General features: G+C 69.9%; 19 protein-coding genes and 1 pseudogene. 11 read left to right on the forward strand and 9 right to left on the reverse strand.

The window, feature by feature from the left end:
• Nucleotides 1-56 precede the first annotated feature (56 nt).
• Nucleotides 57-1,496: an FAD-dependent oxidoreductase gene (locus tag Q1A98_RS00230; protein WP_299568969.1), complete on the forward strand. Its 1,440-nt coding sequence runs from the start codon at nucleotides 57-59 to the stop codon at nucleotides 1,494-1,496.
• Between the two features lie 28 nt (nucleotides 1,497-1,524).
• On the opposite strand, the gene Q1A98_RS00235 is transcribed toward Q1A98_RS00230, so the two are convergent.
• The 4 genes from Q1A98_RS00235 to Q1A98_RS00250 form a co-directional block, all read right to left on the reverse strand.
• A complete protein-coding gene (locus tag Q1A98_RS00235) occupies nucleotides 1,525-1,956 on the reverse strand; it encodes an organic hydroperoxide resistance protein (protein ID WP_299568971.1) in 432 nt (143 codons plus the stop codon).
• Nucleotides 1,957-2,062: 106 nt separating this feature from the next.
• Nucleotides 2,063-2,707 (reverse strand): hypothetical protein, encoded by a 645-nt coding sequence (locus tag Q1A98_RS00240; RefSeq protein ID WP_299568973.1) that lies wholly within the window; start codon nucleotides 2,705-2,707, stop codon nucleotides 2,063-2,065.
• A gap of 30 nt (nucleotides 2,708-2,737) precedes the next feature.
• Nucleotides 2,738-3,769 carry an aspartate-semialdehyde dehydrogenase gene (locus Q1A98_RS00245; protein ID WP_299568974.1) on the reverse strand — a complete coding sequence of 344 codons (1,032 nt, stop codon included), beginning with the start codon at nucleotides 3,767-3,769 and terminating at the stop codon, nucleotides 2,738-2,740.
• 2 nt (nucleotides 3,770-3,771) lie between these two features.
• Complete coding sequence (locus Q1A98_RS00250; RefSeq protein WP_299568976.1) at nucleotides 3,772-5,037, reverse strand: aspartate kinase; 1,266 nt, start codon at nucleotides 5,035-5,037, stop codon at nucleotides 3,772-3,774.
• 272 nt (nucleotides 5,038-5,309) lie between these two features.
• On the opposite strand from Q1A98_RS00250, the gene Q1A98_RS00255 reads away from it, so the two are divergent.
• A complete protein-coding gene (locus tag Q1A98_RS00255; protein ID WP_299570446.1) occupies nucleotides 5,310-6,506 on the forward strand; it encodes a hypothetical protein in 1,197 nt (398 codons plus the stop codon).
• A gap of 1 nt (nucleotide 6,507) precedes the next feature.
• Here the strand turns inward: Q1A98_RS00255 and Q1A98_RS00260 are convergent, their stop codons facing one another.
• Nucleotides 6,508-6,747: a hypothetical protein gene (locus Q1A98_RS00260; protein WP_299568978.1), complete on the reverse strand. Its 240-nt coding sequence runs from the start codon at nucleotides 6,745-6,747 to the stop codon at nucleotides 6,508-6,510.
• An 82-nt stretch (nucleotides 6,748-6,829) separates the two neighbouring features.
• Between Q1A98_RS00260 and Q1A98_RS00265 the strand changes: the two genes are divergently transcribed.
• Nucleotides 6,830-7,795, forward strand: a complete 966-nt coding sequence (locus tag Q1A98_RS00265; RefSeq protein WP_299568980.1) for a helix-turn-helix domain-containing protein — start codon at nucleotides 6,830-6,832, stop codon at nucleotides 7,793-7,795.
• Nucleotides 7,796-8,163: 368 nt separating this feature from the next.
• Here Q1A98_RS00265 and Q1A98_RS00270 read toward each other — a convergent pair whose 3' ends face one another.
• Nucleotides 8,164-8,895 carry a TetR/AcrR family transcriptional regulator gene (locus Q1A98_RS00270; protein WP_299568982.1) on the reverse strand — a complete coding sequence of 244 codons (732 nt, stop codon included), beginning with the start codon at nucleotides 8,893-8,895 and terminating at the stop codon, nucleotides 8,164-8,166.
• 138 nt (nucleotides 8,896-9,033) lie between these two features.
• On the opposite strand from Q1A98_RS00270, the gene Q1A98_RS00275 reads away from it, so the two are divergent.
• The 4 genes from Q1A98_RS00275 (at nucleotide 9,034) to leuA (ending at nucleotide 14,809) form a co-directional block, all read left to right on the forward strand.
• Nucleotides 9,034-10,542: an MFS transporter gene (locus Q1A98_RS00275; RefSeq protein WP_299568984.1), complete on the forward strand. Its 1,509-nt coding sequence runs from the start codon at nucleotides 9,034-9,036 to the stop codon at nucleotides 10,540-10,542.
• 50 nt (nucleotides 10,543-10,592) lie between these two features.
• Nucleotides 10,593-11,153: a nitroreductase family protein gene (locus Q1A98_RS00280; protein ID WP_299568986.1), complete on the forward strand. Its 561-nt coding sequence runs from the start codon at nucleotides 10,593-10,595 to the stop codon at nucleotides 11,151-11,153.
• A 7-nt stretch (nucleotides 11,154-11,160) separates the two neighbouring features.
• Nucleotides 11,161-12,825, forward strand: a complete 1,665-nt coding sequence (locus Q1A98_RS00285) for an FUSC family protein (RefSeq protein WP_299568988.1) — start codon at nucleotides 11,161-11,163, stop codon at nucleotides 12,823-12,825.
• 139 nt (nucleotides 12,826-12,964) lie between these two features.
• Nucleotides 12,965-14,809 carry a 2-isopropylmalate synthase gene (gene leuA / locus Q1A98_RS00290; RefSeq protein WP_299568989.1) on the forward strand — a complete coding sequence of 615 codons (1,845 nt, stop codon included), beginning with the start codon at nucleotides 12,965-12,967 and terminating at the stop codon, nucleotides 14,807-14,809.
• A 9-nt stretch (nucleotides 14,810-14,818) separates the two neighbouring features.
• On the opposite strand, the gene Q1A98_RS00295 is transcribed toward leuA, so the two are convergent.
• Complete coding sequence (locus Q1A98_RS00295; RefSeq protein WP_299570448.1) at nucleotides 14,819-16,465, reverse strand: AMP-binding protein; 1,647 nt, start codon at nucleotides 16,463-16,465, stop codon at nucleotides 14,819-14,821.
• 137 nt (nucleotides 16,466-16,602) lie between these two features.
• Here Q1A98_RS00295 and Q1A98_RS00300 point away from each other — a divergent pair, with 137 nt between their 5' ends.
• Nucleotides 16,603-18,099 (forward strand): NAD(P)/FAD-dependent oxidoreductase, encoded by a 1,497-nt coding sequence (locus Q1A98_RS00300; RefSeq protein WP_299568990.1) that lies wholly within the window; start codon nucleotides 16,603-16,605, stop codon nucleotides 18,097-18,099.
• 37 nt (nucleotides 18,100-18,136) lie between these two features.
• On the opposite strand, the gene Q1A98_RS00305 is transcribed toward Q1A98_RS00300, so the two are convergent.
• Together Q1A98_RS00305 and Q1A98_RS00310 are read right to left on the reverse strand one after the other, a co-directional pair.
• The gene (locus Q1A98_RS00305) at nucleotides 18,137-18,433 is read right to left on the reverse strand and encodes an antibiotic biosynthesis monooxygenase (protein WP_299568992.1); all 297 of its coding nucleotides are present in this window, start codon (nucleotides 18,431-18,433) and stop codon (nucleotides 18,137-18,139) included.
• Nucleotides 18,434-18,561: 128 nt separating this feature from the next.
• Nucleotides 18,562-19,461: a LysR family transcriptional regulator gene (locus Q1A98_RS00310; RefSeq protein WP_299568994.1), complete on the reverse strand. Its 900-nt coding sequence runs from the start codon at nucleotides 19,459-19,461 to the stop codon at nucleotides 18,562-18,564.
• A gap of 73 nt (nucleotides 19,462-19,534) precedes the next feature.
• On the opposite strand from Q1A98_RS00310, the gene Q1A98_RS00315 reads away from it, so the two are divergent.
• From Q1A98_RS00315 to Q1A98_RS00325, 3 genes and pseudogenes are all read left to right on the forward strand, one after another.
• Complete coding sequence (locus Q1A98_RS00315) at nucleotides 19,535-20,560, forward strand: EamA family transporter (RefSeq protein WP_299568996.1); 1,026 nt, start codon at nucleotides 19,535-19,537, stop codon at nucleotides 20,558-20,560.
• Nucleotides 20,470-21,723: pseudogene (locus tag Q1A98_RS00320) on the forward strand (MurT ligase domain-containing protein); the annotation flags it as partial. The gene Q1A98_RS00315 and the pseudogene Q1A98_RS00320, both read left to right, overlap by 91 nt.
• The gene (locus tag Q1A98_RS00325; RefSeq protein ID WP_299568998.1) at nucleotides 21,716-22,435 is read left to right on the forward strand and encodes a glutamine amidotransferase; all 720 of its coding nucleotides are present in this window, start codon (nucleotides 21,716-21,718) and stop codon (nucleotides 22,433-22,435) included. The pseudogene Q1A98_RS00320 and the gene Q1A98_RS00325, both read left to right, overlap by 8 nt.
• Nucleotides 22,436-22,480: the final 45 nt, after the last annotated feature.

Below are 22,480 nucleotides of genomic sequence, written 5' to 3' on the forward strand. Positions count from 1 at the left end.
TGTCGACGCCGCCGATACGATCCGGCACGACACGACACGCGGAGCGGAGGGACGCCGTGGACCGACCGAAGCCGACGCGGCGGGCGGTTCTGCGGGGGCTGGCCGCCGCCGGACTGCTCGATGCCCTCCGGGCCGTGCCCGCGAGGGCGGACACCGGCTCGGCGTCCGGAGCGGGGTCGTTCGCCGCGATCACCGGCGTCGGACTGACGACTCGAATCGATCCCGGCTACGCCGCGGCCAAGCAGGTCTTCAACAGCCGGTTCGACGACGCGACACCGGTCGCCGTCGTCGCGCCCACGACGGTGCAGCAGGTGGCGGCAACGCTCGGCGTCGCCGGCGAGCTCGGGGTGCGTGTCGCCGTGCGCTGTGGCGGTCACTCCTACGTCGGCGCGTCGACTGCGAGCGGCGCGGTCGTGCTCGACCTCCGCCGCCTGGCCGGCGGGATCGTCGTAAACGGTGAGACCGTCACCGTTACACCGGGTTCAGCGCTCGGGCCGGTGCAACGACGGCTTGCGCAGTCGGGACGATCGCTACCCGTGGGGATGTGCCCGACGGTCGGCATCGGCGGGTCGACGCTCGGTGGTGGGATCGGGATCGACTCCCGGACAGACGGTCTCACCTGCGACCGCCTCCGTTCCGCCGACGTGGTCCTGCCGTCCGGCACAGTGCTCACCGCCTCCGAGACGGAGAACCCGGATCTGTTCTGGGCCTGCCGCGGTGGCGCAGGGTCCGTGGGTGTCGTCGTCTCGATGACGTTCGAGACCTCGACCGTGCGCGACCGCGACGTGGTCGCGATGACATTCGACGACTCCGCCGCGGCAGCCGCGATCGCGTCGACGGTCGCCTGGACGGCGGCAGGACCGCGGGAGTCGTGGGGGACGGTGACGGTCGCGACCGACGGTGTCGACGAGGTCGGCGCGACCGTGCTCCTGATCGTCCCGCGCGGCGAGGGTGCCACCGCCGCAACGGAGGTGACGACGCGCATCGCGGCGAGTCCTCGTGCGTCGCAGACGGTCGGCCTCGACCAGACGGGGATCCTGGACTTGTTCGCGCGTTACTCGTCTCAGACGCCGCACCCCTTCGTCGGCGGATCCGACGTCCTGCGGACGATCGACGACGAGGTGTCCGTCGCCGTCATCGAGGCCGTCCGCGCCCGCCGCGCGCAGGGCCGCGCGACGTCGGCCATCGTCGATCCCCTCGACGGGGCGGTGACCGATGTCGCCGCACCCGCGACGGTGTTCCCGTGGCGCACCCACGCGGCCGTCGTGCAGTGGATCGTCGACCCGCTGGCCGCCGACGACAGTGCGGCCGCCGCCTGCGCCTGGCTGTCCGATTGCCACGACCGGGTGCGAGCGGAGTCCGACGGCGGCTACGTCAACTACACCGAGGCGGGGACGCCACCCGAGCGGTGGTTCGCGGACAACACCGCTCGCCTGGCCGACATACGACGACGACACGACCCGGATGGCCGGATCGTGTCGCCGTGGTTCGGGTGAGCGCCGCGGTCAGCCGACGCCCGGATGATCAGACGTGCGCGCGGACGGTCTGCTCGATGTTGCCCCTGGTGGCCTTGGAGTAGGGGCAGAACTGGTGCGCGCCCTGCGCCAGCTTGTCCGCGGTCGCCTGGTCGAGGCCGGGGAGGGTGACGTCGATGGTCGCGGTGAGGCCGAATCCACCGTCGGAGGAGTCCTTGCCGATCCCGATGGTGACGTCGACGGTGCTGCCCTCGGGGGCGGGGGTGCCGGCCTGCTTCGAGGTGGCGTGCAGGGCGCCGAGGAAGCATGCGGCGTAACCGGCCGAGAACAGCTCCTCGGGGTTGCTGCCCTCCCCGCTGCCACCCATCTCCTTCGGCGGACGCAGGTCGAGGTCGATGTTGCCCGTCGCGGAGTACACCTGCCCGTCACGTCCACCGCCGGTGGCCTTGGAGGAGATGGTGTAGGCCGGATCGATGCTCATCTGAGTCCTTTCGGGTCGGTCGTGTCCGCGCACTGTCCGCGCAGATCTCGCCGCTGCGGTCCAACGCTGCGGCACGCATGGGGCATTCCCCGTGGCAAGGGCAGCCTCAGTAGCGGCCGGTACGCCCGGGGCGCAGGCGCATCGGAGCCGGCAGCCACAGGTTGACGTCGCGCCGGAAGGTGAACAGGGCGGACAGGATCAGCAGGCCGAACTGCACCCACGCGATCACCGTCATGACCGTGGGGACCTCGGGGTAGGCAAAGAGGAGGTCGACGCCGACGGGGATCGCGAGCAGCGTCACGACGACGACGGTCACGTAGAAGTTCCGGCAGTTCCGGCTGTGGTGCCGGGCGACGGCGGTCAGCAGCGGATACTGCACCGCGAGCGCCACCAGGATGCCGACGAGCAGGATCGGCGGCACCGTCGACGAGAGGGAGTCGATGTTCGAGGCGGGTGCGGCGTTGCGGGGATCGCGGACGACGCCGTCGGCGAGGCGGGCGCGCAGCGCGTCCCCGATGGTGCCGAGGGCGACGAAACCGTAGACGACGGAGACGAGCCCGAGTGCCGCTTGCGTGTACCAGACCGTGAGCGCGTGGCGCAGCGAGGCGGGCGGCGGCCCGGGATCCTCGTCGCGCAGATGCTTGTCCACCGAGGTGCGCCCGGCCGCGATCTTCGCCATGTCGAGGGCGTCGAGTTCGGCCATGCTCGGCACCCGTTCGGGGGTGTCGTCTCCTCCGGTGGGCGTGGTCATCGTCCCAGTGTGGCAGCCGCCGGGGGCACGTCAGCCCGCGACGAGCAGCTCGGCGATCTGGATCGTGTTCAGCGCGGCGCCCTTGCGCAGGTTGTCGCCGGCGACGAACAGCGCCAGCCCACGGCCGTCCGGCACACCCGGGTCGACGCGGAACCGTCCGACGAGCGACTCGTCGATGCCGGCGGCGTCACGCGGGGTGGGCACGTCGACCACCCGGACGCCCGCGGCGTCGGCGAGGATCTCCCGCGCACGCTCCGGCGACATCGGACGGTCGAACTCGGCGTTGATCGACAGCGAGTGACCGGTGAACACCGGGACGCGCACGCAGGTCCCGCTCACCAGCAGCTCGGGGAGGTCGAGGATCTTGCGCGACTCGTTGCGCAGCTTCTGGTCCTCGTCGGTCTCGAACGAACCGTCGTCGACGATCGCACCGGCCAGCGGCAGCACGTTGAACGCGATCGGCGCGACGTACTTCACGGGGTCGGGCCCGGTGACCGCCGAGCCGTCGTGGACGAGATTCTCGACGTCGTCGATCCCCGCGCGCAGCTGACCGGCGAGCTCCTCGACACCGGCCAGACCGCTGCCGGAGACCGCCTGGTAGCTCGAGATGATGAGCCGACGCAGCCCGGCCTCGTCGTGCAGCGGCTTGAGCACCGGCATCGCGGCCATGGTCGTGCAGTTCGGGTTGGCGATGATCCCCTTGGGCGGGGTGTGGGCCAGGTGGCCGTTGACCTCGGAGACGATCAGCGGGACCTCGGGGTCCTTGCGCCACGCCGACGAGTTGTCGACGACGGTGACGCCGGCCGCGGCGAACCGCGGCGCCTGCTCGCGGGACATCGTGGCGCCCGCCGAGAACAGCGCGACGTCGAGTCCGGACGGGTCGGCCGTCGACGCGTCCTCGACGGTGATCTCGCCGTCCCGCCACGGGAGCTTCTTGCCCGCCGACCGCGACGAGGCGAAGAACCGGACCTCGTCGGCGGGGAAGTCCCGCTCGGCGAGCAGGGTTCGCATCACGGCGCCGACCTGACCGGTCGCGCCCACCACTCCCACACGGATCCCCATGGTCAGCGCCCCGTTCCGGCGTGGACGACGGCGACCTCGTCGCCGCCGAGGTCGAATGCGGCGTGCAGCGCCCGGACGGCGTCGTCGAGCTCGCTGTCGCGGGTGAGCACCGAGATGCGGATCTCCGAGGTGGAGATCAGCTCGATGTTGATGCCGGCGTTGCTCAACGCCTCACAGAAGGTCGCGGTGACACCGGGATGGCTCTTCATGCCCGCGCCGACGAGCGACACCTTGCCGATGTGGTCGTCGTAGAGGATCTCGGAGAAACCGATCTCGTCCTTGAGCTTCATCAGCTTGTTGGTCGCGACCGGGCCGAGCTCGCGCGGCAGCGTGAAGGTGATGTCGGTCTTGCCGGTGTCCACCTTCGACACGTTCTGCAGCACCATGTCGATGTTGATCTCGGCGTCGGCGACGGCGCGGAACACCTTGGCGGCGTAGCCCGGTCGGTCGTCGAGGCCGACGACGGTGATCTTCGCCTCGCTGCGGTCGTGTGCGACACCGGTCAGGATTGCGTCTTCCACGGGGATGTCCTCCATCGATCCGGACACGATGGTCCCGGGCTTGGTGGTGTACGACGAGCGCACGTGAACGGGAACGTTGTAGCGGCGGGCGTACTCGACGCACCGCAGCATGAGCACCTTCGCCCCGCAGGCCGCCATCTCGAGCATCTCCTCGAACGAGACGGTCTCGAGGTGGCGGGCGTCGGAGACGATGCGCGGGTCGGCGGTGTAGATGCCGTCGACGTCGGTGTAGATCTCGCAGACGTCGGCGTTCAGCGCCGCCGCGAGGGCGACGGCCGTGGTGTCCGAGCCGCCGCGGCCGAGGGTGGTGACGTCCTTGGTGTCCTGCGAGACACCCTGGAACCCGGCGACGAGGACGATCTTCCCCTCGTCGAGCGCGCTGCGGAGACGGCCCGGCGCGACCTCGATGATCTTCGCCGACCCGTGGCTGCTGGTGGTGATCACGCCCGCCTGCGATCCGGTGAAGGACTGCGCGTGCGCGCCCAGCGAGCTGATCGCCATCGCGACGAGCGCGTTGGAGATGCGTTCGCCGGCGGTGAGGAGCATGTCCATCTCGCGCCCGGGCGGCGAGGGGCAGACCTGCTCGGCGAGATCGAGCAGTTCGTCGGTGGTGTCGCCCATGGCCGAGCACACGACGACCACGTCGTGTCCGGCCTTCTTCGTCTCGACGATGCGCTCGGCGACCCGCCGGATCCGCTCGGCCGACGAGACGGAGGACCCGCCGTACTTCTGCACCACGAGTGCCACGCCGGCGTACCTCCACGCAGTTCATCTCTCAGGCCGCCGGGGCGCGCCACGCTGCGCGTCGTCCCGGCGATGACGCGCCACACATTACCGACCGGCCCGATCGGGGCAGATCGGGCGCTGCGTCGATCGCGGAAGGGGCCGCCGTGCCGGATCGGCTTACGATCTCTGCCGTGGCGACCACAACCACCGCGACCGTCGACGACGCGGGCGAGACGACGACGCGACCGAGCAGCTTCGTCGCCTGGCTCGCCGGACGCGACTGGGTCGTCCCGGTGGTGGTGTTCCTGGCGGTCCGCGCGATCGGTGTCGCGACGCTGGCACGGTTCACCGACCTCCGCGGCGGCTCGCTGGGAGCCACCCTGTCGGCCTGGGACGGCAAGTGGATGCTCGCGATCGCCGAGTACGGCTACGACGGGGTGCCGTACACCCAGGCCGACGCGCACGGGTACCGCGACGCGAACACCCCGTACGCGTTCTTCCCCGGTTACCCCTATCTCGTCGGGCTGGTCGCGGACATCCCCGGTGTCTCGGTGCTCGGTGCCGCGATCGCGGTGAACATCGTGCTGGGTGCGATCGCGGCGGTGGGCGTCGCACGGCTCGGTGCGCTGTGCGCACGTCGGATGGCCGAGCGTCCCCGCGGTGGCCGCGGATGGTTCACCGACAACCTGCGTGCGCGCACACGGATGTCGATGCTGTGGAACGAGAACCCCTCCCCCACCGGCGATCCCGATCCCACCCGCGTCGGGCTGATCCTCGTCGTGCTGTTCGCCGCGGCCCCGATGGGGATCGTGCTGTCGATGGCCTACACCGAGGCCCTGTTCTGCGCGCTGGCCGTGTGGGCGCTGCTCGGGGTGCTCGAACACCGGTGGATCCTGGCGGGACTCATGACCCTCGGCGCGGGACTCACCCGACCGACCGCCGTCGTGCTGATCGGCGTCGTCATGTTCGCCGCGCTGATCGCCCGCCGCGACGGACCGTCGACGTGGATCGCGTTCGTGCTCGCCCCGCTCGGGTACATCGGGTACCTCGCCGTCGTGTGGCACCAGACCGGCAGCCCCACCGGCTGGTTCACCATCCAGACCCAGGGTTGGGGCACCGAGATCGACTGGGGCCGCAGCACCTGGGACTTCGTCAACTACTCGCTGGTGAACTCGTCGGAGGTCGCGCTGGTCGCGACGGCGTGGATCACGATCGCGACGGTCGCGCTCGTCGTGGTCGCGGTGTGGGAGCGGCTCCCCTGGCCGGTGCTGGTCTACGGGACGCTGGTGGTCGTGTCGATCGGCGCGTCGAGCGGGCTGATGATGAGCCGGCCGCGGTTGTTGTTGCCTGCGTTCGTGCTGCTGGTACCCGCCGCGATCGCGCTCGCCCGCAGCCGGCCGTTCACCCAGGCGTGGGTCCTGGTCGCGGTGGTCGCGTTGAGTTCGTGGTTCGGCGCGCACATGCTCACCGTCTACCCGCACGCGATCTGAGTCAGCGCACACCGATCCACCCGGGCCCGGGGAACCCGTGGCTCTCGACGGCGGGCTGCTCGTGGGCGGCGATCCCGCGGACCTCCTCCCGGATGCGATCGGTGTCGGGGCCCAGATCGGTGATGTGGCCCGGGTATGTGTCGAGGGTCGGCAGGCCCGCGGCTCGGCGGCTCCGCCGGTCGGCCAGTGCGAGGCCGGCGACGAAGAGAACGGTCAGGGCGACGAATGCGATGAAGGTCATGGCAGTTATCCTGCGACCGCTGATTTCGTGCCACCAGTGGCAGTGATGACACCGTCGGTAAATTTTCTGCCATCATGGTGGGGTGCTGAAGACCGTCGCCGTGATCGTCCAGGAGCCCGTCGCGCTGTTCGAGTACGGCGTGATCCACGAGGTGTTCGGTCTCGACCGGACCGACGACGGCGTCCCGGCGTTCGACCTGCTCATCTGTTCACCGACACCAGGTGTGCCCCTGGACAGCGGCAGCGGCGCGTCGGTGATCGCACCGCACCCGCTGTCGAAGGCGCTTGACGCCGACCTCGTCGCCATCCCCGGCGGCCGGACCGACGTCGACCCGCCCGTCGAAGTTCTCGACACCCTGCGTGAGGCAGCCCGTCGTGGGGCGCGGCTGCTGTCGGTGTGTTCGGGCGCCTTCGCCCTGGCCGCGACGGGACTGCTGGACGGCAAACGGTGCACGACGCACTGGCGGCACGGCGCGTTGCTCGCCGAGCGGTTCCCTGACGTCCGCGTCGACACCGACGTGCTGTTCGTCGACGAGTATCCGGTGATCACGAGCGCCGGCACCGCCGCCGGCATCGACGCGTGCCTGTACGTGGTGCGCGAGGAACACGGACCCGTCGTCGCCAACGCGATCGCACGCCGGATGGTGGTGCCGCCCCATCGCGACGGCGGTCAGCGGCAGTTCGTCGCCGCCCCGGTACCGAAGTGCTCCGACGACGGGTTCGGCGCGATCCTGGCGTGGATGGTGGAGAACCTCGACGCCGACATCGCCGTCGACGACCTCGCCCGCCGCGCCCACATGTCGTCGCGGACCTTCGCCCGGCGGTTCGTCGACGAGGTCGGGACCACCCCGCACCGGTGGCTCACCGAACAGCGTGTCGCCCATGCCCGGACGCTGCTGGAATCGACCGACATCGGCATCGAGCAGGTGGCCGCCCAGGTCGGTTTCGGCTCGGCCACGCTGCTGCGCCACCACTTCACCGCCGCCGTGGGCCTGTCCCCCTCCGCCTACCGCCGCCGCTTCGGCTGCGACGTCGCCGACGCGAGCTGAGCCGGGTCTCGCCCTCGACTTCTGCGGTTCGCCACCGGGATTCGGGCTCGCCTGTGTGATTTCCCGGGCGAACCGAGACTGTGGTTGCGAAACCCGGCTGAGGACAGAGGGTGGGCGACGAGTTCGCATGCCGGGCTGCGGTTCGCACGCTGCCGGGACGTTCGCATGCCCCCGGAACCATGCGAACGACGTGAGGCAATGCGAACGCACGTCGACCATGCGAGCGTCCGGCCCACTTTTTCTGTCGATGCTGGTTTTTGGGTTTTCGTCCGTGGTGTGCGGACTTCGCAACCCCGCCCCCGGTTCGCCACCAGAATCCCCCGGGCGAACCCAAAAGCGCGTGGCGAAACCCGACAACCGCCCGCGAATCAGCCCCGAGCGACCCGGGCGACCGCCTCGAAGCCGATACAGAGCATGTCGACACCGCGGTCGAGGCGGCGGCGCATGTCGGTGAGTCCGACGGCGCGGCCGGCACCGACGAGGTCGGCGATGCGCGGGGGCGGTTCGACCGACGGGGTGCCGTCGAGCACCTCGTCCAGGCCACCGCGGGCGGGATCCTGGTCGGGTCCCGTCGTACGGACGAGGTCGGCGCTGACCGCGGTCAGCGCGACGCCCTGGATGTAGCTCCACAGCGTCAGGGTCATCTCGGCCGCGCCGACGCGGTCGACGCCGAGCTGCGAGAACCCGGCCATCATCCAGTCGAGGCAGCTCAGGCTGGCGGCGCCCATGCTGTGCCGCGGCGACGAGTAGGCGAGCACCACCCACGGGTGGCGGGTGTAGAGATCCCAGTCGGTGTCGGTGGCGACCTGCACGCACTCCCGCCACGTCCGCCCACCGACCGCCGCGCGATCGTCGGCGGGGTCGTCGGCGGCGTGCTCACCGTAGGGGTACGGGAACCGCGCGCCGATCTCCTCGGTCATCGCCATGAGCAGCGCGTCCTTGTCGGCGACGTGCCGGTACAGCGACATCGCACCGACGCCGAGGCGGTCGGCGATCTTGCGCATGCTCAGCGCGTCGAATCCCTCGACGTCGGCGATGTCGATGGCCGCCGACACGATCGCCTCCCGGGTCAGTCGGACGCCCTCGTCACCGTCGGTCACATGCGCCCCTTCCTGGGATGTCGCGGTCGTGAAGCCGTTTGCGTACAGCGTACCCAGTGGGTATCTTCGCCTGGGCAACCATCGCGCGTACGCCGTACGCGCGGGCCATGTCATCGACATCAGAAGGAGGCGATCACGATGAGCACCATCCACCACCCCGCGGAGGCCGACGCCCGTCGCGACGACCTCCCGTCGATGCGCACCTGGATCGGCCTCGCCGTCCTCTGCATGCCGGTGCTGCTGGTGGCGATGGACTTCTCGGTCCTCTACCTCGCCATCCCGACGATCACCGACCAGCTCGCGCCGACGGCCGCGCAGCAGCTGTGGATCGTCGACATCTACGGATTCCTCATCGCCGGACTGCTGATCACGATGGGCAACATCGGCGACCGCTTCGGTCGACGCCGCGTCCTGCTCAGCGGCGCGATGCTGTTCGGTGCCGCCTCCGCCGTCGCTGCGTTCGCGCCGAGCGCCGCGGTGCTCATCGGCGCCCGCGCGGTGATGGGAATCGGCGGCGCGACGCTGCTCCCGTCGAGCCTGTCGCTGATCTCGAGCATGTTCCCCGACGCACGCCGGCGCTCCCTGGCCATCGGCATCTGGACCGCCTGCTTCGCGGGCGGGTCGGCGATCGGGCCGGTCATCGGCGGCGTCATCCTGCACCACTTCTGGTGGGGCTCCATCTTCCTGCTGAACGTGCCGGTGCTGGTGGCGCTGTTGATCCTGGGCCCGCGCCTGGTCCCCGAATACCGCTCGGGCACAACGGAACCCTTCGACATCCTCGGTGTCGTGCTGTCGCTGGCCGGCATCCTGCCGGTGGTCTACGCCGTCAAGCACATCGCTGCCGACGGTGTCGACGCGACTGGTCTCGTCGTCGGCGTCGTGGGTGTGGCCGCACTGGTCGCCTTCCTGCGGCAGCAGCGTCGCGCCCGGCACCCGCTGCTGCAGATCGCCCTGTTCCGTCTGCCGCAATTCTCGTCGGCGGTCACCTCCGCGCTGATCTGCATGATGACGCTCGGCGCACTCTCGTACCTGACGGGCATCTACCTGCAGTCGGTGCTGGGGCGTGACGTCCTCGCCGCGGCGCTGGCGGGCCTGCCGATGGCGGTCGCCGTCGCGGTGTTCTCCCTCGGCGCCTCCCGGGTGGAGGCGCTGCTGGGCACGCGGGCGGCGTTCGTGCTCGCGCTGCTGGCCGCGGCCGTCGGCAACGCCGGCCTGCTGTTCGTCGGCACCGACACCCCGCTGTGGATGTACCTGGTGCCCACCACGATCGCCGGTGTCGGGTACGGCATCGTGTTCAGCCTCGTCTCCGAGGTGGCCGTCGGCTCGGCCCCGCCGGAGCGGGCGGGCGCCGCGTCGGGAATCAGCGAGACCAGCTTCGAGCTGGGCAGTGCCCTCGGACTCGCCCTGCTCGGGTCGCTGGCGACGGCGGTGTTCCGCGCCGACGGCGCCGGTCGGGGCTTTGCCGAGACACTCGGCCAGACCCTGGACCGCGCGCGGTCGGTCGGCGACAGCGCCCTGGCAGTCGACGCACGCACGGCGTTCGTTGACGGACTTCACATTGCCGTCGGCGTCTCGGCGGTGCTACTCGTGGTGCTGGCCGCGGTGATCGCGGTGGTGCTCCGTCGACGCGACCCGCGGGTCGACTGACACCGGGTCGCCGGGCCTGGCCCGACGGCGTCGCGACGACGGGAGGGCACATGCACGAGTTGTTCGAGAAGCGCTGGAGTGCACGGGGATTGGATGCGTCGACGACGATCGATGCCGACGACCTGCGTGACATCCTCGAGGCCGGGCGGTGGGCGCCGACGTGGGGCGCCACCCAACCTGTCCGATTCGTCGTGGGTGTCCGGGGCGACGAGACCTTCGACGGGCTCGCCGACGCCCTGACCCGCGGGAACGCCTGGGCGAAGGCCGCGGCGGCGCTCGTCCTCGTGAGCACCCGCGACGACGCCGACGACGAGAAGGCGACCACCTACGGCGCCGTCGATCTCGGGCTCGCCGTCGGGCAGATGGTGATCCAGGCCGTCTCCTCGGGTCACATCGCCCACCCCATGGCGGGGTTCGAGGTCCCGGCCGTCATCGAGCGGTTCTCCATACCCGCAGGTGAACGCCCCCTGGTGATGCTGGCGATCGGCACCCTCGCCGACCCGTCGACGCTGGAGCCGACGATCGCCGAGAAGGACGCCCGCGAGCGCACCCGGCGACCGCTCGAGGAGATCGCGTTCGCCGGCCGATGGGGCCTGCCGTTCCACGGCTGACACACCGATGACGAACGCCGCGACCACCGATCACCATGACGCCCCACCGGCGCGTCCCTCGGTGCTGCGCACGTTCGTCACGGTCGACGGGATCGGCTCGCGATGGCCGGCGGCGATCCGCGCGGCCGCGGCCTTCACCCTGCCCGCGTCGGCCCTGCTCGCGGCGGGCCTCGGCCGCACGGCACTGCTCGCGGCCCTGGGTGGATTCGCGGTGCTGTACGGCGAGAACCGTCCGTACCGCATCCGCTGGCGGGTGATCCTCGCCGCGGGGGTCGCGCTGATCGCGTCGGTGGGGATCCTCGGCGCGCTGTCGCAGCTCGCGGGCGCGTCCCCGTCGACAGCGGCGTCCCTGGGGCTCGTCGCGGCGTCGGTGGTGATCGCGGCGATCGCCGTGTTCGTCGGCAACGCGCTGCGCATCGGTCCGCCCGGTCCGTTCTTCCTCGTCCTCGCCGGTGGCGTCGCCCTGTCGGTGACGCGCCACGGTGTCGACCCGCTCGTGGTCGTCGGTGTCACGGCGACCGGCGTCGGAGGGTCGCTGCTCGCTGGAATGGCCCCGGCGCTCGTCCGGCGCCGCGCTCCCGAGGCCGCCGCGGTGGCCTCGGCCACGGCCGCAGTCGAGGCGTACCTCGACGCCGGCGCATCCCGCTCGTCACAACTGCGTCAGGGCGCCTCCGGTGCTTTGCTGCAGGCGTGGAGCGTCCTGCACGACGCCGCCCAGGTGGACGGACCACTCGCCCGACGACTGTGGGAGGCGCACCACCGCGTCCACACCGGGACCGACCCGGATCCCGCGGGCCCGTCGGCGATGGCACCGCTACCCCGGCCGTCCGTGGCCCACCGCCTGCGATCCGCGCTGCACGTCGACAGCCCCGCCGCGGTGGCAACCGTCCGCGTCGCGGTGGCTGCCACCGTGGCCGGTGTGCTGTCGGTCCTGTTCGGTCTCAGCCGACCGGACTGGGCGATCGTTGCCGTGGTCCTCGTGCTGCAGCTCGGCCCCGACCGGATCCGCGGCGCGCTGCGCGGCGTGCACCGCCTGGTCGGCACCGCCGTCGGGGTCGGCCTGTTCGCGGTCGTCCACCAGCTCGCGCTGTCACCGCCGGTCCTCGTCGTGCTGCTGACCGTCCTGACGTTCGTCATCGAGCTGACCGTCGTCAGCAACTACGGCCTCGCCGTCGTGGCCATCACGCCGCTCGCGCTGTCGATGTCGGCCTCGGGTCCGGCGATCGCCGGCCCGGCGGCCGACCGCATCCTGGAGACCGTGATCGGTGTCGCCGCGGGCGTCGGCGCACTGTGGGTGGTCGCACCGCGCGCCCACCGCCGCACCACGCGATTCACCCGCGCGACGACAGTGACCGCCATGACCCGACTGCTCGACACCGTGGCCACGACGCCACCCGCGTCGGCCGCGGCCATGGGGCGGCGACGAGATGTGCAGTGGGCGTCGATGGAGGCCGAACTCGCAGCAGGCACGGCGGCCGTCGACGAGCCGTCGTTCGCCCACGACGACTGGTCCCGCCACCTCCGGCTGCGCGCGTCGGTGCACGAGCTGCTCGGCGTCTGCTGGCGTCGAGGGGACTCCCCACTCACCGACGACGAGATCCGAGCCGTGCGCGACACCGTCGCCGACCTGTCCGACGACGTGGTGTTGTCCCCGCCGACACGGCGGGGGTAGGGTCTCCGCTCGTGTGGCGTGCTCTTCTCCTCGGTTGCCGCGGCGGGGTCTGATCGGACCGGCTCCTCGCCGCGGGATCCCTGCGTGTGCCGGTCTCCACTTCACGTAGACCCCTCACACGAAACCGGAGATCCACCCAATGCCCGCAGCAGACAGCTTCACGTCGGCCGCCAGCCGCATCGTCGAGCCCGCCGGCCCCATCCCCACCGACCAGCCCGCCTGGAACACCCAGCGTGGCTCGGCCATGCCGTCGCACCGCTACCGACCCTTCGCCGACGAGGTGGAGACCATCTCGGTGCCCGATCGCACCTGGCCGGACAAGGTCATCGACCGCGCACCGGCGTGGTGTGCGGTCGACCTGCGTGACGGCAACCAGGCACTGATCGATCCGATGAGCCCGGCGCGCAAGCGCCGCATGTTCGACCTGCTGGTCCGCATGGGCTACAAGGAGATCGAGGTCGGGTTCCCCTCGGCCAGCCAGACCGACTTCGACTTCGTGCGCGAGATCATCACCGACGATGCCATCCCCGACGACGTCACCATCCAGGTGCTCACGCAGTGCCGCAAGGAACTGATCGAGCGGACGTTCGAGGCCTGCCGCGGGGCGCGCAGCGTGATCGTCCACTTCTACAACTCGACGTCGGTGCTGCAACGCCGCGTCGTGTTCCGCGCCGACAAGGCAGCGATCACCAAGATCGCCACCGACGCAGCGCACCTCGTGAAGTCCGAGGAGAAGAAGTACCCGGAGACGCACTGGCGCTACGAGTACTCACCCGAGTCCTACACCGGCACCGAGCTGTCCTACGCCAAGGAGGTCGTTGATGCGGTCAGCGAGATCATCGCGCCCACACCCGACGACCCGATGATCGTCAACCTGCCGGCGACCGTCGAGATGGCGACCCCGAACGTCTACGCCGACTCCATCGAGTGGATGCACCGCAACCTGGCGCGACGGGACTCGATCATCCTCAGCCTGCACCCGCACAACGACCGCGGAACCGCCGTCGCCGCAGCGGAACTGGGCTACCAGGCCGGCGCCGATCGCATCGAGGGATGCCTGTTCGGCAACGGCGAGCGCACCGGCAACGTGTGCCTGGTGACGCTGGGCATGAACCTGTTCAGCCGCGGGGTCGACCCCCAGATCAGCTTCTCCGACATCGACGAGATCCGTCGCACCGTCGAGTACTGCAACCAGCTCAACGTCCCCGAACGTCACCCCTACGGTGGGGATCTCGTCTACACCGCCTTCTCCGGCAGCCACCAGGACGCGATCAACAAGGGCCTCGACCAGATGAAGGTCGACGCCGACGCGTCGGACTCCGACGTCGACGACCTCGTCTGGGCCGTCCCGTATCTGCCCATCGACCCCAAGGACGTCGGCCGCAACTACGAGGCCGTCATCCGCGTCAACAGTCAGTCCGGCAAGGGCGGTGTCGCCTACATCATGAAGGCCGATCACGGCCTGTCCCTGCCCCGACGGTTGCAGATCGAGTTCAGCCGCGAGATCCAGAAGATCACCGACGGCGAGGGCGGCGAGGTCAACCCGAAGGAGATGTGGGACGTCTTCGCCGAGGAGTACCTGCACCCCATCCGACCGCTCGAGCGGGTCAGCCAGCGCGTCGACGCCTCGGAGGTCGACGGCGGCGACGACACCATCCACGCGGTGGTGAAGGTCGACGGCGTCGAGAAGGAGATCACCGGCACCGGCAACGGACCGTTGGCCGCCTTCGTCGACGCCCTGGGCACCGTCGGGTACGACATCCGCGTCCTCGACTACAGCGAGCACGCGCTGACGTCGGGCTTCGATGCGCAGGCCGCGAGCTACATCGAGACCGAGATCGGCGGCGAGATCGTCTGGGGCGTCGGCATCGCCACGTCCATCACGACCGCGACACTGCGTGCGGTCGTGTCGGCGGTCAACCGGGCGAACCGGCACAGCGCACCGGAGTCCGGCGAGCAGGCACCGCGTACCTGGGCACCGTGAGCTCCTGGGTCACCCGGCCGGTGACGGCCGGGTGGCCCCGATCTCCTGGCTCGCCCGTTCCCGCAGCTCCACCTTGCGGACCTTGCCGGTGACGGTCATGGGGAACTCGTCGAGGATCTGGACATGCCGCGGGATCTTGTAGCGGGCCAGACCGTCTCGACAGAACTCCCGCAACGACTCGGCGGTGATGTCGTCGGCACCCGGTCGCAGCCGCAGGCACGCGACGAGTTCCTCGCCGTACCTGTCGTCCGGGATGCCGACCACCTGCGCGTCGAGGATGTCCGGGTGCCGGTAGAGGAACTCCTCGATCTCGCGGGGGTAGATGTTCTCGCCGCCGCGGATGACCATGTCCTTGATCCGGCCGGTGACGGCGACGTACCCGTCGTCGTCCATGACGCCGATGTCGCCGGTGTGCATCCACCCGTCGGGGTCGATCGCCTGCGCGGTCATCTCCGGGTTGTCCCAGTAGCCGAGCATCACCGAATACCCACGGGTGCACAGTTCTCCGGGCTCGCCGCGTGGGACGCGCTCACCGGTCGCCGGGTCGACGATCGCGACCTCCAGGTGCGGTCCGACCCGACCCACGGTCGAGACCCTCTTCTCCACGGGGTCGTCGACGCGCGTCTGCAACGACACCGGTGACGTCTCGGTCATCCCGTAGGCGATCGACACCTCGGCCATCCCCATCCGGTCGATCACCTGCTTCATGATCTCCATGGGACACGGCGAGCCCGCCATGATCCCGGTCCGCAGCGATGACAGGTCGACCTCGGTGAACCGCGGATGATCGAGCTCGGCGATGAACATCGTCGGCACTCCGTACAGCGACGTACACCGTTCGGCGGCAACGGCGTCGAGGGTCGCGCCCGCGTCGAACGCCGGTGCGGGGATCACCATCGTCGACCCGTGGGTGAGGCACGCGAGGTTGCCCATGACCATGCCGAAGCAGTGATAGAAGGGCACCGGGATGCAGACGCGGTCGACCTCGGTGTACCCGCACAGTTCGCCGACGAAGTACCCGTTGTTGAGGATGTTCCGGTGGCTGAGCGTCGCGCCCTTCGGCGAACCCGTTGTCCCCGAGGTGTACTGGATGTTGATGGGGTCGCCGACAGCGGTGGCCTCGCGCGCCTGCTCGACCGCGGCTGCGTCGACTCCGCGACCCGCCTCGAGGAACTCCGCCCAGCTGTCGGTGCCGACCAGGACAACCCGCTGCAGGCTCGGCACCTCCGGTCCGACGGCGTCGAGCATCGCGGCGTAGTCCGACGACCCGGCGGTCGGTGTCGCGACGACGAGACGCGAGGTCGACTGCTGCAGGACGTAGCGCAGTTCGTGGGTGCGGTAGGCCGGGTTCACCGTCACCAGGATCGCGCCGATGGTCGCCGTCGCGAACTGGACGAGAGCCCACTCCGCACAGTTGGGCGCCCAGATGGCGACACGGTCGCCCTTCTGCACACCTGCGGCCAGCAACGCGGCGGCCACCTCGTCGACCGCGTTCCCCAGCTCGGTCCACGTCCACCGGCGGCCGGTCGCGACCTCGACGAGCGCGTCGCGCGCGCCGTACCTGCCGGCGGTCGCCACCAGCACCACGCCGATCGGATCCTCGAGCAACGGCGGGCCGGTGGGGCCCACAGCGTGGCTGGTCGTCGCGGCCTCCATCGCGGTCACCTCTCGTCGCATTCCGTTAAGCGTCGCTAACCGAAATGGTAGGCGCACTCTTGACGGCGTCCGATCGGATCGAGCAGACTGCCCGTTACCTGTTACTCGGGGTTATATACAGAAGGGTGGTGTCGACGATGACACCAGAGTTCGACGCGGTGATCGTCGGCGCCGGGTTCGGCGGTATGGGCGCCGCCATCGCCCTGCAGGAGATGGGCTACCGGAACCTGACGATCCTCGACCGCGAGGACGATCTCGGCGGGACCTGGCACGTCAACCACTACCCCGGCCTCGCCGTCGACATCGCCTCGGTGACGTACTCGTACTCCTTCGCCCCCAATCCGAACTGGTCCCGACTGTTCGCCCCCGGCGCGGAGTTGAAGCGCTACGCCGACCACATAGCCGACTCCTACGATCTGCGCCGCGCCATGCGGTTCGGTGTGCTGGTCGAGCAGGCCGAGTGGGACGCCGACGCACAGTTCTGGCGGGTGACCACCGCGGACGGCGAATCGATCACCGGCCGGTTCCTGGTGACCGCGACGGGATTCCTGTCGCAGCCGCACACCCCGGACTTCCCCGGCATCGACACCTTCACCGGGACCATGCTGCACACGACGCGCTGGGACGACACCCACGACGTGACCGGCGAACGAGTCGCCGTCATCGGCACCGGGGCCACCGCGGTTCAGCTGATCCCCGAGATCGCCCAGCGCGCACGGGCGCTCACGGTGTTCCAACGGACTCCGATCTGGGTCGTCCCGAAGATCGACTTCCCGATCCCGCCCCTGGTGCGTCGGCTCTTCGCCCGAGTCCCCACCACGCAGAGGGCCGCCCGGAAGGTCAACGACGCGCTCCTCGAGGCGCTCATGATCGTCGGTGTGCTGCACTTCAGGCAGGCGAAGCCGATGAACAAGTCGGCCGCACTGCTGGCCCGAGCGCACCTGCGGCTCTCGGTGCGCGATCGGTCGACGCGTCGGGCGCTGACCCCCGACTACGATTTCGGCTGCAAGCGACCGACGTTCTCGAACAAGTACTTCCGCGCGTTCAACCGAGCGAACACCCGCCTCGAGACGTCGCCGATCGCGCGGTTCGATCCCGACGGCATCGTCACCGCCGACGGGCGCCACACCCCTATCGACACCCTCGTGTTGGCCACCGGGTTCAACCTCTGGGACGTCAACTTCCCGGCGCTGCGGATCGTCGGGCGGGAGGGTCGCGACCTCGGGCAGTTCTGGCGCGACAACCGATTCCAGGCGTACGAGGGCATCACCGTGCCGCGCTTCCCGAACCTGTTGAGCCTGAACAGCCCCTACTCCTACAGCGGGTTGTCGTACTTCACGACGATCGAGTCGCAGATGGGCCACATCCGTCGGCTGCTCGGCGAGCTGCAGCGGCGCGACGCGGTCTCGTTCGAGGTGACCGACGCGGCGAACGACGCGTTCCTCGCCGACGTGACCGAGCGCCTCGGTGATTCCGTCTTCTACCGCGGTCAGTGCTCCACCGCCCGCAGCTACTACTTCAACCAGCACGGCGAGGCCGCGCTGCTCCGTCCGACGTCGACGACCGCCTCGTTCCGGGCCGCGTCGACGTTCCCGCTGAGCGACTACGAGTTCGTCTCCGTCGACGCACGATGACCCCGCGGACACACCGACGGGGTCATCGGCCGATTGATCAGACTTTGTCGGCGAGCACGTCGAGATACGTGATCTCGGGCGCCACGGCGAAGAGTTCGTCAGCGCGTTCTCCGAGCGCGGTGCCGACCGGTCCGTTCAGATGTGTGTCTCGGGCCTCGTCGTCGGGGAAGGCGTCGACGATGCCGAACGTGGACTGCCCGAACTGGACCGCCAGCCAGGGCTTCGTGCCGGGCTCTTGTTCGACGAGGGGCAATGCCGATCGCAGGAACTCCGCGACGGCCTCCTCCTGACCCGGCTTGGCTTCCAGACGGACCATGAGCGCTTTGTTCACCATGACAAGTCTCCTACTCAAATTTGGCATACACCTTCGAAATCGGCATACACCGCAAGAGTCCCACGTCCTCCGATCGACGGACACCGCTGAACCGACCAAGGATACGTTCGACTGTTTGTCGTCGACGCTCACATTCCCTGGGACACGTGGACACACAGGTCCCGCAGTGCAGTCGCCACCGCGACGTTGACCGGCTTCTCGAGCGCACCTGGACGACAGAGGACCTCGTAGATCCGTGCGGCCCGTACGCCAGAGATCTCCAACTGGTGAATCCTGTTGTTGCGCACTGCATGCCGCGGTATCAGCGCGACGCCGTGTCCGTCGGCGACCATGGCCTCGATGACCGCGAAGTCGTTGATGCGGTGGACGACCCGCGGTTGGACGCCGGTGATCGTCGCCAGCGACAACAGCACGTCGTCGACGGGGAACCCGCCGCGCACACTGATCCAGTCCTCATCGGCGAGATCGTCGAGCGTCACCGAGTCCTGCGCCGAGAGGCGATGGCCCGGCGGCACGACGAGGTCCACCGGCTCACGCATCACGACCGACGACCTGATGCGCGGCGACCGCACGGACGGCGCCCGTTCGTCGCGGTGGGTGAGGACGAGGTCGTGGTCGGCGAGCGTGTCCGGTGCCGACGCGTACGGCACGTCGACGTCGGTGGCCACCACCTCGACGCCCGACGCCCCCATCCGCGTGAGCAGTCCGGGCAGCAGCAACGCGGCGGCCGACGGGAACATCGCGAGCCGGACGGTCCCGAGGGTGGTGCGGGCGCGCGCGGCCATCTCCTCGGCGGCACGATCCACCGCGGCGAGGACATCGTCGGCACGGAGTACCAACGCGCGTCCGGCGTCGGTGAGCCGAAGCCCACGTCCGTCTTGCTCGAGCAGGTCGATCCCCGCCTCGCGGGCGAGCACCTTCAACTGCTGCGAGACCGCCGACGGCGTGAGCCGCATCGCATCCGCGACGGCCCCGACGCTGCCGCGGTCGGCGAACTCCCTGAGCAGCCGCAGGCGGTGGACGTCCATGTAGGAAAACTACATTGTCTGTCTACATCTATTCGATTGTGCTGAACGACCGCCCGCCCCGACGATGTGCACCATGAGCACACGGGATCGCATGATCGGGCTGACCGTCGTCGTGCTGTGGGGGTTGAACTTCCTCGCCATCCACGCCGGCCTCGACCACTTCCCTCCCTTCTTCTTCGCCGCGCTGCGCTTCGCCGTGATGGCGGTCCCCGTCATCCTGTTCGTCCCCCGACCGCAGGTGCCGGTGCGCTGGCTGCTGCTCTACGGCACCGGTTTCGGCATCGTGCAGTTCGCGTTCCTCTTCCTCGCGATGGCGACGGGCATGCCGACCGGGCTGGCGTCGCTCGTGCTGCAGTCGTCGGCACCGTTCACCGTCGTCCTGGGCGTGCTCCTCCTCGGTGAGCGGATGACGCTGCGCCAGGTCGCCGGCATCGCCGTCGCCATCGGCGGGATGGCGCTGATCGCCGTCGACCGCATCGGACACGGCGCCGGAGCCGGCCTGCTCCCCATGCTGCTGACCCTCGTCGCGGGCCTCGGCTGGGCGTTCGGCAACCTCGGCAGCCGGCTGGCGAAAGCACCGAACCCGCTGCACCTCACGCTGTGGATGTGCGTCATCCCGCCCGTCCCGATGTACCTCCTCAGCCTCGGCATCGAGGGTCCCGGCGCGGGATTCCACGCTCTGGCGACGGTCGGCGACCACAGTGGCCTGATCGCCCTCGCCGGGCTCGCCTACGTGGTGGTGCTCGGCACCGCCGCCGGCTCGGGGCTGTGGACGTTCCTCATGGGTCGGTACCCCGCGAGCACGGTCGCGCCGATGTCGCTGATGGTCCCCGTGGTGGGGATCACGGCGTCGTGGATCGTCCTCCGTGAGACCCCGTCGGCGCTGCAGCTCATCGGGGCCGCGATCGTGATCGTCGGGTGTGTGGCGGGCCTCATGGGACCGCGGGCGAAGGCCCACGTTGTGACAGACTCGTCGCCATGTCCGACGCCCACGCTCGATCCCGGGCACGTCTCCCCCTCCGCACCCGCACAGCCCTCGCCGCCGCTGCCGGAGCACGGTGGACCTCGCAGAGAACCGGTCGCGGCAAGGGGTCGATGATCGGTGGGCTGATCGCCGCGAAGATCGATCCGTCGATCATGCGGCGACTGGCCGCGGGCAAGCGGACCGCCGTCGTCACCGGGACGAACGGCAAGTCGACGACGACGAAGATGACCGCCGCCGCGCTCGCGACCCTGGGCGAGACCATCAGCCAGGCCGACGGCGCCAACATGGACGCCGGGATCATCGCGACGCTCACGCTGGGCCGCGCCGCACCCTACGCGGCGATCGAGGTCGACGAACTGCACGTGCCCCATGTCAGCGACGCACTGGAGCCGGAAGTGTTGGTGCTGCTGAACCTCTCGCGGGACCAGCTCGACCGCGTCGGCGAGATCACCATCATCGAGAAGCGGCTCCGGGAGGGCATCGCCCGTCATCCCGACATGGTCGTCGTCGCCAACTGTGATGACGTGTTGGTGACCTCCGCCGCCTACGACGCGACGAACGTCGTGTGGGTGGCCGCCGGCGGTGGCTGGGCGAACGACTCGATCAGCTGCCCGCGCTCCGGCGAACCGATCGTGCGCGACGGCGACGACTGGTGGTCCAGCGGCACCGCTTTCCGTCGTCCCACCCCCACGTGGTGGTTCGACGACGACGCCATCCACGGCCCCGACGGCTTCACCGCACCTCTGCGGCTGACCCTTCCCGGGAAGGCCAACCGCGGCAACGCCACCCAGGCCATCGCAGCGGCGGTCGCGATGGGCGCCGACCCTGCCGCCGCCGTCACGGCCGTCGGCACCGTCGGTGAGGTCGCCGGCCGCTACGGCATCCGCCAGGTGGGTGCGCACTCGGTCCGGATGTTGTTGGCCAAGAACCCCGCCGGGTGGCAGGAGGCGTTGTCGATGATCGACCCCGACGCCGCCGGACTCGTCATCGCCGTCAACGGCCAGGTGCCCGACGGCGAGGACCTCTCCTGGCTGTGGGACGTCCGCTTCGAACACTTCGAGAACAACGCCGTCGTCGCATCCGGAGAGCGCGCAGCCGATCTCGGTGTCCGGCTGCTCTACGCCGGGGCCGAACACACCACCGTCGACGACCCGCTCTCCGCCATCGCCTCGTGCCCACCGGGACGCGTCGACGTCCTCGCCAACTACACGGCATTCCGCGACCTCGGCGTCGCGATCGACCGCATCGAGCGCAGCGCGGGGGTCGGTCGTGGCTGACACCTCCACCCTCCAGATCGGTCTCGTCCTCGGAGACGTGATGGGCACCTACGGCGATGGCGGGAACGCACTCGTCCTGCGGCAGCGGGCGCTGATGCGGGGCATCGACGCCGAGATCGTCCAGATCACGCTCGACGACCCCGTCCCCGAGTCCCTCGACGTCTACACCCTCGGCGGCGCCGAGGACTACGCACAGCGCCTGGCCACCCGACATCTGTTGCGGTACCCGGGATTGCAGCGCGCCGCCGAGCGTGGTGCGCCGGTGCTCGCCATCTGCGCGGCCATCCAGGTGCTCGGGCACTGGTACGAGACGTCGGCGGGTGAGCGGGTCGAGGGCATCTCGATGCTCGACCTCACCACGAGTCCGCAGGGCAAGCGCAGCATCGGCGAACTCGTCGCCGAACCACTCGTCGACGGGCTCACCGACACCCTGAGCGGTTTCGAGAACCACCGGGGTGGAACGGTTCTCGGTTCGGACTCGGTCCCGTTGTCCCGGGTGCAGGCCGGCGACGGGAACCGTGCCGGCGACCGGTTCGACGGCGCGGTGACCGGATCGGTGATCGGGACCTACCTCCATGGACCTGCACTGGCTCGCAACCCGCAACTCGCCGACCACCTGCTGTCGCGGGCTGTCGGATCTCCACTGCCTCCGCTCGATCTCCCCGAGATCGATCGTCTTCGCCGCGAACGGATCGCCGCCGGTCGTCGCTGAGCCACCCACGTGATACACCTCCGACGGCGGCCCGACCGTCTACGT

The sequence above is a fragment of the uncultured Williamsia sp. genome, assembly GCF_947494875.1.
Classification (GTDB): domain Bacteria; phylum Actinomycetota; class Actinomycetes; order Mycobacteriales; family Mycobacteriaceae; genus Williamsia_A.